Here is a 13,989-nt window from a genome sequence, read left to right on the forward strand (position 1 = left end):
GAAACGTGCATTCTAGCCAATTTGCGATTGACGGGCAGCGCCATTCGATCCTATTGTTTGTCGATCAACAAACAATAGGATGACATCATGCGAACACTCAAAGGCCCCAGTCTGCACCTCGCGCAGTTCAGCGCCGACAAGCCACCGTTCGACAGCCTCGACAGGATCGCCGAGTGGGCGGGAGAGTTGGGCTTCAAGGGGTTGCAGGTCCCGGCCTGGGACGCCCGGTTGTTCGACCTGGAACTGGCCGCGCAGAGCACCGGCTACTGCGATGAGGTCAAGGGGCGGCTGGCCGAGCACGGCTTGCAGGTCAGCGAGCTGACCACCCACATGATCGGCCAATTGGTCGCGGTCCATCCGGCCTACGACTCGATGTGCGACGCCTTCGCCCCGGCCGCGCTGGCCGGGCGGCCGGCAGAACGCACCGCCTGGGCGACCGAGCAGATGACACTGGCGGCTCGGGCCAGCCGCAACCTGGGCCTGGAGGACATGGGGACCTTTTCCGGCTCGCTGGCCTGGCCCTACCTGTTCCCGTTCCCGCAGCGTCCCCAGGGCCTGGTCGAGGCTGCCTTCGAAGAGCTGGCGCGGCGCTGGCGGCCGATACTCGACTGCTGTGACGAACAGGGCGTCAACCTGTGCTTCGAGATCCACCCGGCCGAGGACCTGCATGACGGCACCAGCTTCGAACGTTTCCATGCCCTGGTGGGTGAGCACGTGCGTTGCCGCATTCTCTTCGACCCCAGCCATTTCGTGTTGCAGCAACTCGACTACCTGGCCTATCTGGACCTCTATCACCCACTGATCCGCATGTTTCACGTCAAGGACGCCGAGTTCAACCCGAGCGGTCGGCAGGGCGTGTATGGCGGCTACAGCGATTGGACCGAACGTGCCGGGCGCTTCCGATCGCTGGGTGACGGGCAAGTGGACTTCAAGGCCATCTTCTCGCGGCTGGCGCAGTACGACTTCGCGGGGTGGGCAACCCTGGAGTGGGAATGCTGCCTGAAGCATCAGGAGGACGGTGCCCGTGAAGGCGTCGAGTTCATCAACCGCCATATCATCCGGGTCACGGACCAGGTGTTCGACGATTTCGCCGGCGCACCGATCGACGCCCATCAGATCCAGCGCATGCTGGGCATCGACACAGGAGCACGGGTATGAGCCTGATCGTCGAGTCTTTGGCTGACGCTTTCGAGCATGCCTATGTGCAAGTGCAGGGACAGCGCATCCACTGTGTCGTGGCCGGTGCCGGCGAGCCGGTGCTACTGGTGCCGGGCTGGCCACAGACTTGGTACGCCTGGCGCCATGTGCTGCCGATCCTCGCCGCGCGCGGGTTCCGTGCCATTGCCATCGATCCGCCGGGCCTGGGGGATTCGGACCGCCCCGAGCAGGGCTACGACACCGGCAACGTCGCCGCTGTGCTGCATGCCGCGATGACCCAGCTGGGGCATGAGCGCTATCACCTGGTCGGTCACGATGTGGGGATGTGGGTGGCCTATGCCCTGGCCAGTGATTGGCCACAGGCGGTGCGCTCGCTGACGGTGGCCGAGGCGGTGATCCCGGGGCTTGCCGAGGCGCCGTCGATCTTCGTGGCGCCGCAGGACAACATCTTCCTTTGGCACTTCCTGTTCAACCAGGTACGCGATCTGCCGGAGTTCCTGATCGCCGGACGTGAGGAGGGCTACCTCAACTTCATGTTCGACCGATGGGCGATCCATCGGCATGCGGTGGCGGCGGATGTCTATATCCGTGCCTACGCCTCGCCGGGCGGGATGCGGGCGGGCTTCGCCTATTACCGGGCGATTCCCGAGACCATCAGGCAGAACCGCGAGCGGGCCAGGCATCCGCTGCCCATGCCGGTACTGGCGATCGGTGCCGAGCACGCCACGGGCGATGCGCCGCTGCGTACGCTGCAGGGGCATGCCGACTCGGTGCGCGGGGTGATCCTGCCGGGTTGCGGGCACTTCGTCATGGAGGAAGCGCCGGTGTCGTTCAACGAGCACCTGCTGGCGTTCCTGGAAGAGGTCGAGGTCAACCGCTGATCGCAGTCGTGGCCCTGGCGGCGTCGGTCACGGCTTGCTGGTGATCGGCGCGCAACACGGCCAGTTTGCGGCGCTCGTACTCTTCCTGGCTCAGACCCTGGCGTTGCAATGCCTCGAGTTGCAGCTGACGGGCTTCCTCGGCGCTGTAGGGACGTAGCTCAGGATGGCTGGCGCAACCGCCCAGCACGGCGATGGCCAGGGTGGCGAGGAGGAGGCGGGCGGTGGTGTTCATCGGGATGATACCGTGGGCTGTCGGATCGATGAACCCAGGTTATTGGCCACAGTGGCACGATGGAAATCGCTGTGCTCGATAGTGACTATCGACGCCTGCGCGCCTGCCGTTCAAGGAATGCTCGTGGCCCTCAACGCGGCATGTAGCCCAGTTGCCAGGCACGCGGGATGAACACCGTCACCAGCGCCAGCAAGCAGGCCAGGGCGCAACTGGCCGCCAGCGCCTGCAAGCCCAGCCGTTGCTGCAGCCAGGCCCCGAGCGCGGCACCCAGCAGCATGCCGCTCCAGGGCACCAGCTGTACCCGCCAGCCATGGCGCCGCTCACCCAGCAACCAACGCCCCAGGCCACGGCCGAAACGCGACAGCGCGCCGGTGACGTAGGTCAGGCCGATCGGCAGGCCGTTCACCTGTTCGACCACGGCATTGAGCATGCCCATGGCCAGGGTGGCCGCGATCAACGCGGGCAATGTGGTGGGCGCAGGCCACGCTGCGGCAAACGCCAGCAGGCTGGCGGTGATCAGCAGCAAGGGCGCGGCGCGGCGGCGCAAGCGGCGGGCCAGCAATACACCCAGGGTGTTGCCCAGCACGAAACTGAGGATCGCCAGGGCCAGGCGCAGCATCAGCGCCAGGTCCGCCTGGCTGATGGCCACCGCCAGGCGCGTGGTGTTGCCGCTCATGAATGATACGAAGTCGCCCAACGCCAGCAGGCCGATGGCGTCGGTCATGCCGGCCAGCACCGACAATCCGGCCACCAGCCCCAGGCCGACCCGGCCGCGCAGGGCCTGCAAGCGGACCCGACGGGCACTGTGCTGGGAGGTGGCGGTGGGTAGCATGGGGCGAGTCTCCGGGGCGCAGGGGCTTTGATCTTATACCCCGGCCAGCACCTTGCGCATGGGGATGCAGGACAGTTCGAGGCCGAATGGGGATTGGTAGACCGACAGCGCATCGCCGGTGTAGCCGCAGCGGCGATAGAACGCCGCTGCGTTCAGGGTCGAGTCCAGGTTGACCACCTCCAGACCTTCGGCCCTGGCGATGCCTTCGAGGTGTTCGACCATCGCCCGGGCGATGCCACGGCCCATGAATGCCGGCAGCACGAACAGGGCACCCAGTTCACCGCTGTGCAGGTCGAGCATGCCGGTGGCGACGATCGTGTCGTCGATGCAGACGAGGTGGTAATGCTCGGCGACCAGGGCCGCGTAGCCTTCTGTGAACGGTACGTCGGCCCAAGCTTGGGCAAGGGCGGCATCGTAGGCTTCTGTGCACTGCCACAAGATTGCCTGGCGGCGAATAGCGTAGGTTTGCAGTGCGTCGTGACGGCTGGCGCGGCGTATGTCGAGCATGGGTTCCCTCCCGGTTGAGCCTGGATGATAACAAGGGCGCCGGGGAAAACGGACGCAGGCCTCGCCAGCACCATCAACTGCCTGCTCGACTGACTGTGGGTCAGAACGATCCCGTTTGCACCTCGCCGCTGCGTGCGTAGTGGGCCAGCAATACGCCCTTGGGCGTGTTGCTCGACTCCACCAGTGTGAAGGCCGCGGCCTGGGCATCGTCACCGAACAGGCGCTTGCCACGCCCAAGCAGCAAGGGGTGGATCAGCAACCGCAGCTCATCCACCAGGCCGGCCGCCAGCAGTTGGCGTACCAGCTCGCCGCTGCCTTGGGTCAGCAGCGTCGGGCCATCCTTTTGTTTGAGGGCGCCGACAGCGCCCGGCACGTCAGCGCCCAACGGGTGACTGTTTTGCCAGTCGATGGATTCGGGATGGTGCGTGGCGACATGCTTGGCCACGCCATTGAACAGGTCGGCCAAGGGCCGGTCCGGCGCCTCGGGCCCGACCTTTGGCCAGAACCCGGCGAAGATATCGTAGGTGCGTCGCCCCAGCAGCAGTTCGAACGGCTGGCTGAACAAGGTCTGCATGGCCTGGCCGAAGGCCTCGTCGGCCAGGGGCGGGATCCAGCCACCAAAGGTGAAGCCGCCGCTGGTGTCTTCTTCCGGCCCGCCAGGGGCCTGCATGACGCCGTCGAGGGTGACGAAGGCGGCGACGATGAGCTTGCGCATGGGGTGAACCTCCTCGGGTGTGTGCTGGATAGTCGAACGGGGTTGGCGAGAATCGACAGCAGTGCTGAACGATAGTCAGGTTCGACGGATGGGGGCACAGGAGGAGAGAAAGCAGGTGCGGGATACGCGGTCATCTGTAGGAGCGGCTTCAGCCGCGATGCAGGCACCGCTGTATCTGGCACCCGCTTTGCGGGTGATCGCGGCTAAAGCCGCTCCTATAGATGGTCCGATTACAGCCAGTAGGTCACCGCCCACCAGCCCAGGCCGCCCATGACCACGGTATAGGGCAGCGCCATCCACACCATGCGCCCATACGACAGGCGAATCAGCGGTGCGATCGCCGAGGTCAGCAGGAACAGGAACGCCGCCTGGCCATTGGGCGTGGCCACGCTGGGCAGGTTGGTGCCGGTGTTGATCGCCACCGCCAGGGTCTCGAAATGCTCGCGGCTCATCGCGCCATTGACGAACGCCTGCTTGACCTCGGTGATGTAGATGGTGGCGACGAACACGTTGTCGCTGATTGCCGAGAGCAGGCCGTTGGCCAGGTACAGCATGCCCGGCTGCTGCTCGCTGGGCAGCGCCAGCACCCAGGCGATCAGCGGGCTGAACAGTTGCTGCTGGTGGATCACCGCGACCACGGCGAAGAACACCACCAGCAGCGAGGTGAACGGCATGGCGTCCTGGAACGCACGGCCCAGGCGATGCTCGTCGGTGATGCCGGTGAAGGCGGTGATCAACACGATGACCAGCAGGCCGATCAGGCCCACCTCGGCGATGTGCAGGCCAAGGCAGACGATCAGGATCAGCGCGGCCAGGCCCTGGACCACCAGCGCCACCCGTTGCGCCTGGGTGCGGGCGGCATCGTCCTCGGCGGCGTAGCTGGCCAGCACCTGGCGCACGCGCTCGGGCATCAGCGTGCCGTAGCCGAACAGCCGCAGCTTCTCCAGCAGCACGCAGGTCACCAGGCCCGCCGCCAGCACCGGCATCGACACCGGCGCGACCTTGAGGAAGAAGTCGGCGAAATGCCAGCCCATTTCATGGCCGATCAGCAGGTTCTGCGGTTCGCCCACCAAGGTGCACACGCCACCCAGCGCCGTGCCCACCGCGCCATGCATCAGCAGGCTGCGCAGGAAGGCGCGGAACTGCTCGAGGTCTTCGCGGTGCAACTGCTCGACCTGATGGTCGCTGTCCAGCGCCGATTCCTCCCGAGGATTGGCGCCCGAGGCGACCCGGTGGTAGACGGCATAGAAGCCCACCGCGGCGCTGATGATCACCGCGGTCACGGTCAGGGCATCGAGGAACGCCGAGAGGAACGCCGACAACACGCAGAACAGCAGGCTCAGCATGGCCTTGGAGCGCACGCCGAGCAGGATCCGCGAAAACAGGTACAGCAGCAGTTCCTTCATGAAATGGATGCCGGCGACCATGAACATCAGCAGCAGGATCACCGGGAAGTTGTGCTGCAACTCCTCGTACAGGGCTTCGGGCGTGGTCAAGCGCAGCAGCAGCGCCTCGACCAGCAGCAGGCCACCGGGCATCAACGGGTAGCATTTGAGTGCCATCCCTAAGGTGAAGATGAACTGGATCACCAGCACCCAGCCGGTGACCACCGGACCGAGAGTTGCCAGCAGCAAGGGATTGAGCAGCAGGAACAGGCAGATGACGGCCTTGTACCAACGCGGCGACTGGCCCAGGAAGCTGTGGGCGAGGGCGCCGGTCAGGGAACGGGACATGAATTTGTATCCTTTTGATTCAGCAGTGGCGCACGGTGCCGCATCGTGCGTCAGGGTGCAAGTTGTCCAGTCCGGCTTTTGGCACATGCACCGCCTTGCGGGTGCGCTAAGATCCGCCGTTGTGAATCCTTTCCCCACAGGAGTGCCGTCCGTGACCGAATACACCGCGTTCAAGGTCGAACTGACCGACCACATCGCCCACGTGCAGATCAACCGCCCGGAAAAGATCAACGCGATGAACGCCGCCTTCTGGGAGGAGCTGGTCCAGATCTTCCAGTGGATCGACGACACCGACGCGGTGCGGGTGGTGGTACTCAGCGGCGCCGGCAAGCATTTCTCCTCCGGTATCGACCTGATGATGCTGGCCGGGCTGGCCCAGCAACTGGGCAAGGACGTCGGCCGCAATGCTCGGATGATGCGTCGCACCATCCTGCGCCTGCAGGGCTCGTTCAACGCCGTGGACAACTGCCGCAAGCCGGTGCTGGCGGCGATCCAGGGCTACTGCATCGGTGGCGCCATCGACCTGGTCTCGGCCTGCGACATGCGCTACTGCGCCGGTGATGCGCAGTTCTCGATCAAGGAGATCGACATGGGCATGGCCGCCGATGTCGGCACCCTGCAACGTTTGCCGCGGATCATCGGTGACGGCATCATGCGTGAGCTGGCCTACACCGGCCGTATGGTCGACGCCCAGGAAGCGTTGCGCATCGGCCTGGTCAACCGCGTCTATGATGACCAGGCGGCGCTGCTCGACGGGGTCTTTGCCATCGCCCGCGAGATCGCCGCAAAATCACCGATCGCCGTGGCCGGCACCAAGGAGATGATCAGCTACATGCGCGACCATCGCATCGACGATGGCCTGGAGTACATCGCCACCTGGAACGCCGCCATGCTGCAGTCCGAAGACCTGCGCGTGGCCATGGCCGCCCACATGAGCAAACAGCAACCGACGTTCGCCGACTGACTGACAGTGGCGGGCGCCATCTAGGGACCCGAAACCATGTCAGCACGCTGGACAACCGCAGTACTCGACCCGCAGATTTCCGGCGGACTGGCCGTCGCCCGCAGCCCGGACGGGTTCCTGATGGATGCCAACGGCGCGTTGTTCCCTCGCGACTGGCTCAAGCGCCAGGACCTGGACGTGTTGTGCGAGCATGGCATCGGTCATCTGGACGGCGAGCCGGTGTTCCTGCTGGAGCTACGCAGCGCCAGCGAAGTGCCGGGGTGTGGCTGGCAGGGGCTGCGCCGCTTCATGTTCGAAGGCGATTTCGATACGTACAAGGTACTTGGTTATGCCGCGCAGATCGGCACCTGGGCCCGCGAGCACCGTTTTTGCGGCAGCTGTGGCCAGCCGATGGCGCAGATCCGCTGGGAGCGGGCGATGTATTGCCAGCCGTGCGACCTGCGCAGCTATCCGCGGATTTCACCGAGCATGATCGTGCTGATCACTCGGGGGGATGAGGTGCTGCTGGCCCGTTCGCCGCGTTTCGTCAGTGGGGTCTACAGTACCCTGGCGGGCTTCGCCGAGCCGGGGGAGTCGGCCGAGGACTGCCTGGTGCGCGAGGTGCGTGAGGAGGTGGCGGTCGAGGTGAAGAACATCCAGTACGTCGGCAGTCAGTGCTGGCCGTTTCCGCATTCGATGATGCTCGGGTTTCATGCCGAGTACGCGGGAGGGGAGATTGTCATGCAGGTGGATGAGATCGAGGATGCGCGGTGGTTCGATGTGCATGCGTTGCCGCCTTTGCCGGCGGGGCGGTCGATTGCTCGGTATCTGATTGATTTGTATGTTGCTCGGCGGTTGGGCTTGCCTGAGCCTGTGCTGCAGAGGTGAGTGCTGCTCATTCTACGGGGCTTGATCTATCAGTTTAAAGTCTGCATCCCATATCAATAGATATGCACTAGTGTCCGGCCTCGGAAATACGTTCTCTTTTGGCGAGTGGCTTGGGTGTTCGGCCAAGGCGCCGCCAAAAGAGAACAGCTTATTTCCGAGACAGGACACTAGACAGAGCTTCGTCTGGTCTCGTAAGCGGGAGGGGCGTCGGTTAATATAAGCTTCTGGAAGCGCAGCATATTGTTTGCCTCGGGGGCAGCAACTCCATAGGCGGGCGAATCTTCCAATGCTCGTCCATAAGTGGGTGGTCTGGTCGACATTGAAAAAATCATACTTGAAATCGCAGTCGCTTGTTCGGGTAAAGAATTTTTTAGATGTTGTAGCCTCTCGTTGGTCGTGTTGATTTTTCTTTCGGTCTTCCGTAGTTTGTATTTGGCGTACCATCCGGGAATATTTGACTGGTTTACGTGAGACATCTGAAGTTCCCGTTGATAGTTTTTTGCGTCGATCAGGCGCTTCGGTAGTTTGATTGCCATCTTCGCGTCCCAGCCAGTCGCCTCCTTATTCAAGTGCCAGCCGGCGTATTGGCTAGTTTCCGGCGCGTTGTCGGTGGCTTTGATGGCACTCAACTTGAGTTGCGGCTCTATACCAAAGAATGCCCTCAAGCCAGGGGCATGACCGGATGGGTCACTGCTGTTGACTGGGTCACCTGCGCAATAGCCGTAGCTGTTGATTCCCCCTTGTGCAAAGGGGGTCAGATTGTCCGGTGAGTAAAACCGCATCAGCACGGGATCATAGACCCTGTAACCATTACCCAACAGGTAATAGCCGGTGTCTGCCTCGCGGTGTTGGCCAGTGAAACCCCGCATGATCTGAACACGCATGGCCTTGGTACTGAAGCCGAAGGGCATGTAGACAAGGGCAACGAGTGTTGTGGAATGTCGAGCTCCTACAGTCGAGCCCAGGGTGTCGGCTATCAGCATCCATGCACCGATCTTGGTCTTTTGCTCGCTGCTACGCATGGCCACCTCCAGAACACTGAAAGAACAGCAGTAGACTCACTCATTCTGCGGGAACAGCCTACTGGCAAATTTACTAGGTACGGTTCATGGTCGGCTTCGGGTTCCCTCACTCCGGCCTTGCTCCCGGGAGGGCCGCGCTGCAGGGCCCATCCTGGGCCCCAGCGCTTGACGGGCATCCATGCCCGTCACCTCCCTCCGCAAGGCCTGCGTTCGGCCTCCTGAAGTCGCGAAGTTACGGGCGGCGCCTGCACTGACGCAGCTGTCGCTAGTTTAAACTTAATTAATCTCTAGATCGCATCGCGGGGCAAGCCCGCTCCCACGCAATAGTCGCCTTTATATACAACCCTGTAGGAGCGGGCTTGCCCCGAGAAAGGGTCGGAACAGCCAATACACAAATAATGTTAAAACAACTAACTTCGCACTTCTTGCTCTTGCTCTTGCTCTTGCTCTTGCTCTTGCTCTTGCTCTTGCTCTTGCTCTTGCTCTTGCTCTTGCTCTTGCTCTTGCTCTTGCTCTTGCTCTTGCTTCTAAGCGCGCAATAGTCCAGGCGCCGCCAATTGCGACTTCAGGAGGCCGAGTGGAGTTCTTGCGTAGTGGGGCGACGGCCATGGATGGCCGTCGAGCGCTGCGCCCCAGGATGGGGCGTACAGCGCGGTACCCACGGGAGCAGGAACGGAGCGAGGGAACCCCGGAGCGCAGCGCAGGGGCCGTATGAATGGAGCCAGCGGTTTTTGCCTACTTTTGCCCAAGAGCAAAAGTAGGTCGCCGTAAAGGCGAAAAGGTGACTAGATGCCGACATATTTCAAGAATATGTATGCAGAATCAAAACAATCGAGCCAGAGCCAGAGCCAGAGCCAGAGCCAAATCCCTACCCAAACCAATGCTGCCAAGCCAACCGCACAGTCAACGCCAGCACCACAGTAATAAACACCGGCCGAATGAACTTGCTGCCCCCACTGATCGCCGTCCGCGCCCCAAAAAACGCCCCGACCATCACCGACACCCCCATGCACAGCCCAACGATGTAATCCACCTGCCCGGAAATGACAAACACCGTCAGCGCCGCAATGTTGCTGACAAAGTTCATGCTGCGCGCCACGCCACTGGCTCGAACCAGGTCGATGGGATAGAGCAGCAACGTGCTCACTGTCCAGAAGGCACCGGTACCCGGCCCGGCAACGCCGTCGTAGAAGCCCAGGGTGAAGCCCTGCGGAAACTGCCACTTCCTTTTGATCGGAGCATCGGCGTCCACCGGCGCCTTCGGTGTACCGCCGAACAGCAGGTAGACGCCACAAGCGAACACGATCACCGGCAGCATCTTGTTCAGCCACTCGGCCGGCATGTAGTGAGCCACAACCGCACCGATCAGTGCGCCCACCAGGGTGCCGACAATCGCCAGGCGCCATTGCGCCGGATGGAACAGCTTGCGCCGGTAGTAGGTGATGCTGGCCGTGGCGGCGCCGAAGGTCGAGCTGAGCTTGTTGGTGCCCAGCACCAGGTGCGGTGGCATGCCGGCGGTGAGCAGCGCCGGGGTGGTTAGCAGGCCGCCGCCGCCGGCGATGGCATCGATGAAGCCTGCGACGAAGGCGACCAGGGCGAGAATCAGCAGCGTGAGCGGTTCTACGGTGAGTTCGAAAGGCATGAGGGCACGGGCAGGCTGGACGGGAGGGTGCGGCAAAAGGCCGCGCTAGAGGTGGTGCATGGTAATGCCCTGTGGTCGGTGTTACCAGTTTTGGCCTCATCGCCGGCAAGCCGGCTCCCACAGGGATCGCGGTCCATCTGTGGGGCTTGGCAATGATGAGTCCGGTGAGGCTTACAGGAACCAGCGATACTCCCGCGCACTGACCTCCTGGAAAAACGCCAGATGGTCCTGGCGCTTGTTCTCGCAATAGACCATCACGAACTCCGCGCCCAACCCCTCGTTGACCGCCGGATGCCCACGCATCGCCGCCACCGCGCCGAGCATGTCCTTGGGAAAATCGATCCCGCTGCCACGGTCCTCGTTCAGCGGCGCGATGGGCTCCTGCGCGGCATCCAGCCCGTGCTCCATGCCGCACAGGATCGCCGCCAGTACCAGGTACGGATTGGCATCCGCCCCGGCCAGCCGGTGCTCGATCCGCAGGTTGCGCGCATCCGACTCGGGGATGCGGATACAGGCGTCGCGATCCTCGAAGCCCCAGCTGGCACGGCTGGCGGCGTTGACCATGGCCCCGTAGCGGCGAAACGCATTGTGGTTGGCGGCGAAAATCGGCATGCAATGCGGCAGCAGCGCCAGGCAACCGGCCACGGCGTGGCGCAGCGGCCGCTGGTTATCGGCGGACAACAGGTTGTTGCCCGCCGGGTCGTACAAGCTGACATGCACATGCATGCCGCTACCCGGCGCGTGCAGGTAGGGTTTGCTCATGAACGAGGCGCGCAGCCCGTGCTTGCGCGCCACGCCCCGGGTGCTGCGGCAGAACAGTGCCGCCCAGTCGGCGGCGCGCAGGCCATCGTCGCAATGGCCGAAGTTGATCTCGAACTGGCCGGGACCCAGTTCGGCGGTAATGACGTTGGCGTCCACCCCCTGGATGTTGGCAGTCTCGACCATTTCGCGCAGCACATCGGCAAAGCGCGACAGGCGCTCGATATGCATGTTCGGCTGGTCGTCGGCATCGCCACTGACCGGGTCGCGGGGGAACTGCGGCAAGCCCTCTTTCAACGCTTGGTCGAACAGGTAGAACTCCAGTTCGAACGCCACCACCGGGCGGATGCCGCGGCATTCGAGGCGTTGCAGGACGCGGGCCAGCACCTCGCGGGGTTCGAACTCGATGGGCGCCGCAGTGCCGTCCGAGGTGATCAGCATCTGCCCCAGCGGCTCTCGCTCCCAGGTCACCGGCTTGAGCGTACCGGGGACCAGGCGGCGCGGAGCGTCCGGGTCGCCGTCGTTGAAGCAGTAGTCGCCGATCGGGAACAGCCCGCCCTGCACGCCGAGCAGGACGCAGTTCTGCGGCAGCTTGAGCGGGCTGCCGGCGGCGACTTTTTCCAGCATGTCGATGGGATAGCGCTTGCCGTAGAAATGCCCGGGGATGTCCAGGCTGATCAGGTCGACGTAGCGCACGTCGGGGTGTCGGGTGCGCAAGGCACGTACTTCGCTGAGCAGATCGGGGAAGCCTGTAGTACTTGTCATTGGCATGCTCTCAACGGAAGACCCAGAGAACCCGGGTCGTTCGGGCGGTCAGGTTGGCGTAGCGGAACTGGCTGTGGGGTGGCAGCTGGAAGCTGTCGTTGGGGATCAGGGTGACGGCGCCGTCCTGGCCTTCGAGCCACAAGGTCAGCTCGCCCTCAAGGACGAAACCGCCTTGTTCCGAGCTGTCGTCCAGATGCCCCTCGCCACTGCTGGCGCCGGGCGCCAGGTGGCTTTCGAGCATGGCGAAGCGGCCACTTAGCGTCGGCGAGACCAGCACGTCGGTGATCCCGGCGGCGTAGTACAGGGTGCGCCGCTCGTCGGGGCGGGTCACCCAGTCGATCTCTCGGGGCGGCACGGCCTGGTAGAAATAGGTGGTAGGCACGTGCAGCGCTTCGCTGATGGCAGTCAGGTCAGCCACCGTGGGCCGCGACAGCCCGCGTTCGACCTGGGAGAGGAAGCCCAGCGAGCGGTTGACCCGAGTTGCCAGCTCGTCAAGGGTCAGGCCGCGGTGCTTGCGCAGTTCGCGCACCTGACGGGCGAGGGCGTGGGTATCGTCAGACATGATCGCGCATCCTGTACCAGGCCTTCGCAGCCGCTTCCAGTGGCGCGGCCAGCAGGTCGCCGCCTGGGAAACGGCCATTGTCGATGGCCTGGTACAGTTTCAGCAGCTCGTCGTCACCGAGGATTGCGTCGCTGACCGCGCGTGCACCAGCCAGGGTCGGCAGTACGCCGTGGCCGGAAAAACCCTGCAGCCAGTAACGTTGGCCCTGGCGACCGATATCCGGCGTGCGCTGGATGCTGCAATCAATGTGGCCGCCCCAGGCATGCTCGATGGCTACCCCTCGCAACTGTGGGAACACCCGCTCCAGGTATGGCCGGGTGGCGCCGGCGACGTCCTTGGGGATACCACCGAGGTACGTGCAGCCACCGCCGAACAGCAGGCGGTGGTCGGGGGTGAGGCGGAAATAGTCGGGGACGAACTGGTTGTCGATCACGCAGCTGTTGCGCGGCAGCAGCGAGGCGGCGAAGTCGGCGTCCAGCGGCGCCGTGGCCACCTGGTAGGAGCCCACCGGCAGCAGGCGACGCGAGAGCGCGCGGTCGAGGCGGTCGATGTAGGCGTTGCAGGCGAGCACCATTACGCGGCTGCGCACCTCGCCCTGATCGGTGCGGGCGGCGAAGCCGTCGGCGTGTTCCTGGTAATCGGTCACCTGGCTCTGCTCGTAGATCCGCCCGCCGTTCGCTTCGATCACGCCGGCCAGGCCCTGGGCCAGCTTCAGCGGGTTGAGGTGGGCGCCATTGGGATCGTACAGCGCGGCCTGGTAGCGGGGGCTGTCGATCCACTCGGGCAGTTCCTCGCGGCCGATCAGGCGCAGGCAGTCGTAGTCGAACTTCTCCTGTGCTTCACGCCGGGCCTCCTCCAGCAGTTTTACGCGGCGCGGCAACACGGCGGTCCACAGGCTTCCCTGGCGATAATCGACGTCGAAGCCATGGCGCTGGGGCAGTTCGTGCAGCTCGCGGGCGGCCCAGCACATGCTGTCCCACAGGCGCCGGCTGCGCTCCAGGCCCAGGGCTCGCTCCAACGGGGGCATGTCGCACGACCAGCCCAGCAGTGCCTGGCCACCGTTGCGGCCCGAGGCGGCCCAGGCCACCCGGCTGGCTTCCAGCAGGGTCACGCGCTGGCCGGCCAATGCCAGGCGCAAGGCCGTATGCAGGCCGCTGAAGCCGGCACCGACGATCAGGACGTCGGTGTCGTGGGCGCCCTGTAGGGTGGGGCGCAAGGGGATAGTGGCGGGGTAGGTGCGGGCGTAGTAGCTGGCGACGTGCTGGGCGGATTGCTTGAACATGTCGGGGCCTCGTGAAATTTTTTCTGATTATTTTCATGAAAAAATAGCAGAGGATTTTCATGGCGCCA

The 13,989-nt window shown here is 63.9% G+C and carries 14 protein-coding genes; 4 read left to right on the forward strand and 10 right to left on the reverse strand.

The window, feature by feature from the left end; translation table 11 throughout:
* The first annotated feature begins 87 nt into the window (after positions 1-87).
* Together KHO27_RS05920 and KHO27_RS05925 are read left to right on the forward strand one after the other, a co-directional pair.
* Complete coding sequence (locus KHO27_RS05920; protein WP_110698452.1) at positions 88-1,158, forward strand: sugar phosphate isomerase/epimerase family protein; 1,071 nt, start codon at positions 88-90, stop codon at positions 1,156-1,158.
* Entirely contained in the window at positions 1,155-2,039 is an 885-nt protein-coding gene (locus tag KHO27_RS05925) for an alpha/beta fold hydrolase (RefSeq protein ID WP_214501351.1), read from the forward strand. Before KHO27_RS05920 ends, KHO27_RS05925 begins: the two co-directional genes overlap by 4 nt.
* Here KHO27_RS05925 and KHO27_RS05930 read toward each other — a convergent pair.
* From KHO27_RS05930 to nhaB, 5 genes are all read right to left on the reverse strand, one after another.
* Complete coding sequence (locus tag KHO27_RS05930) at positions 2,029-2,271, reverse strand: hypothetical protein (RefSeq protein WP_102683296.1); 243 nt, start codon at positions 2,269-2,271, stop codon at positions 2,029-2,031. The genes KHO27_RS05925 and KHO27_RS05930 overlap by 11 nt on opposite strands.
* Positions 2,272-2,401: 130 nt before the next feature.
* Entirely contained in the window at positions 2,402-3,103 is a 702-nt protein-coding gene (locus KHO27_RS05935) for a YoaK family protein (RefSeq protein ID WP_139671914.1), read from the reverse strand.
* A 33-nt stretch (positions 3,104-3,136) separates the two neighbouring features.
* Entirely contained in the window at positions 3,137-3,610 is a 474-nt protein-coding gene (locus KHO27_RS05940; protein WP_214501352.1) for a GNAT family N-acetyltransferase, read from the reverse strand.
* A gap of 100 nt (positions 3,611-3,710) precedes the next feature.
* Positions 3,711-4,325 (reverse strand): dihydrofolate reductase family protein, encoded by a 615-nt coding sequence (locus KHO27_RS05945; RefSeq protein WP_214501353.1) that lies wholly within the window; start codon positions 4,323-4,325, stop codon positions 3,711-3,713.
* Between the two features lie 230 nt (positions 4,326-4,555).
* A complete protein-coding gene (gene nhaB / locus KHO27_RS05950; RefSeq protein ID WP_110698442.1) occupies positions 4,556-6,058 on the reverse strand; it encodes a sodium/proton antiporter NhaB in 1,503 nt (500 codons plus the stop codon).
* A 151-nt stretch (positions 6,059-6,209) separates the two neighbouring features.
* Here nhaB and KHO27_RS05955 point away from each other — a divergent pair, with 151 nt between their 5' ends.
* Entirely contained in the window at positions 6,210-7,022 is an 813-nt protein-coding gene (locus KHO27_RS05955) for a crotonase/enoyl-CoA hydratase family protein (RefSeq protein WP_214501354.1), read from the forward strand.
* A gap of 36 nt (positions 7,023-7,058) precedes the next feature.
* Positions 7,059-7,889 (forward strand): NAD(+) diphosphatase, encoded by an 831-nt coding sequence (gene nudC / locus KHO27_RS05960; RefSeq protein WP_214501355.1) that lies wholly within the window; start codon positions 7,059-7,061, stop codon positions 7,887-7,889.
* A 167-nt stretch (positions 7,890-8,056) separates the two neighbouring features.
* On the opposite strand, the gene KHO27_RS05965 is transcribed toward nudC, so the two are convergent.
* The 5 genes from KHO27_RS05965 to KHO27_RS05985 form a co-directional block, all read right to left on the reverse strand.
* Positions 8,057-8,911: an RHS repeat-associated core domain-containing protein gene (locus KHO27_RS05965; RefSeq protein ID WP_214501356.1), complete on the reverse strand. Its 855-nt coding sequence runs from the start codon at positions 8,909-8,911 to the stop codon at positions 8,057-8,059.
* 868 nt (positions 8,912-9,779) lie between these two features.
* Positions 9,780-10,553, reverse strand: coding sequence for a TSUP family transporter (locus tag KHO27_RS05970; RefSeq protein ID WP_046856185.1), 774 nt, complete (start codon positions 10,551-10,553; stop codon positions 9,780-9,782).
* A 171-nt stretch (positions 10,554-10,724) separates the two neighbouring features.
* The gene (locus KHO27_RS05975) at positions 10,725-12,077 is read right to left on the reverse strand and encodes a glutamine synthetase family protein (protein ID WP_110698436.1); all 1,353 of its coding nucleotides are present in this window, start codon (positions 12,075-12,077) and stop codon (positions 10,725-10,727) included.
* Between the two features lie 10 nt (positions 12,078-12,087).
* Positions 12,088-12,639, reverse strand: coding sequence for a helix-turn-helix domain-containing protein (locus KHO27_RS05980; RefSeq protein WP_110698434.1), 552 nt, complete (start codon positions 12,637-12,639; stop codon positions 12,088-12,090).
* The gene (locus KHO27_RS05985; RefSeq protein WP_111533452.1) at positions 12,632-13,921 is read right to left on the reverse strand and encodes an NAD(P)/FAD-dependent oxidoreductase; all 1,290 of its coding nucleotides are present in this window, start codon (positions 13,919-13,921) and stop codon (positions 12,632-12,634) included. The genes KHO27_RS05980 and KHO27_RS05985 overlap by 8 nt, the downstream gene beginning before the upstream one ends.
* Positions 13,922-13,989 lie beyond the last annotated feature (68 nt).

The sequence above is a fragment of the Pseudomonas sp. RC3H12 genome (assembly GCF_018596375.1).
GTDB lineage: Bacteria > Pseudomonadota > Gammaproteobacteria > Pseudomonadales > Pseudomonadaceae > Aquipseudomonas.

Bases quoted from the DNA above. Each gene is read 5' to 3' on its own strand.
- KHO27_RS05920 (WP_110698452.1), top strand. From the start codon at position 88: ATGCGAACACTCAAAGGCCCCAGTCTGCACCTCGCGCAGTTCAGCGCC.
- KHO27_RS05925 (WP_214501351.1), top strand. From the start codon at position 1,155: ATGAGCCTGATCGTCGAGTCTTTGGCTGACGCTTTCGAGCATGCCTAT.
- KHO27_RS05930 (WP_102683296.1), bottom strand. From the start codon at position 2,271: ATGAACACCACCGCCCGCCTCCTCCTCGCCACCCTGGCCATCGCCGTG.
- KHO27_RS05935 (WP_139671914.1), bottom strand. From the start codon at position 3,103: ATGCTACCCACCGCCACCTCCCAGCACAGTGCCCGTCGGGTCCGCTTG.
- KHO27_RS05940 (WP_214501352.1), bottom strand. From the start codon at position 3,610: ATGCTCGACATACGCCGCGCCAGCCGTCACGACGCACTGCAAACCTAC.
- KHO27_RS05945 (WP_214501353.1), bottom strand. From the start codon at position 4,325: ATGCGCAAGCTCATCGTCGCCGCCTTCGTCACCCTCGACGGCGTCATG.
- nhaB (WP_110698442.1), bottom strand. From the start codon at position 6,058: ATGTCCCGTTCCCTGACCGGCGCCCTCGCCCACAGCTTCCTGGGCCAG.
- nudC (WP_214501355.1), top strand. From the start codon at position 7,059: ATGTCAGCACGCTGGACAACCGCAGTACTCGACCCGCAGATTTCCGGC.
- KHO27_RS05965 (WP_214501356.1), bottom strand. From the start codon at position 8,911: ATGCGTAGCAGCGAGCAAAAGACCAAGATCGGTGCATGGATGCTGATA.
- KHO27_RS05970 (WP_046856185.1), bottom strand. From the start codon at position 10,553: ATGCCTTTCGAACTCACCGTAGAACCGCTCACGCTGCTGATTCTCGCC.
- KHO27_RS05975 (WP_110698436.1), bottom strand. From the start codon at position 12,077: ATGACAAGTACTACAGGCTTCCCCGATCTGCTCAGCGAAGTACGTGCC.
- KHO27_RS05980 (WP_110698434.1), bottom strand. From the start codon at position 12,639: ATGTCTGACGATACCCACGCCCTCGCCCGTCAGGTGCGCGAACTGCGC.
- KHO27_RS05985 (WP_111533452.1), bottom strand. From the start codon at position 13,921: ATGTTCAAGCAATCCGCCCAGCACGTCGCCAGCTACTACGCCCGCACC.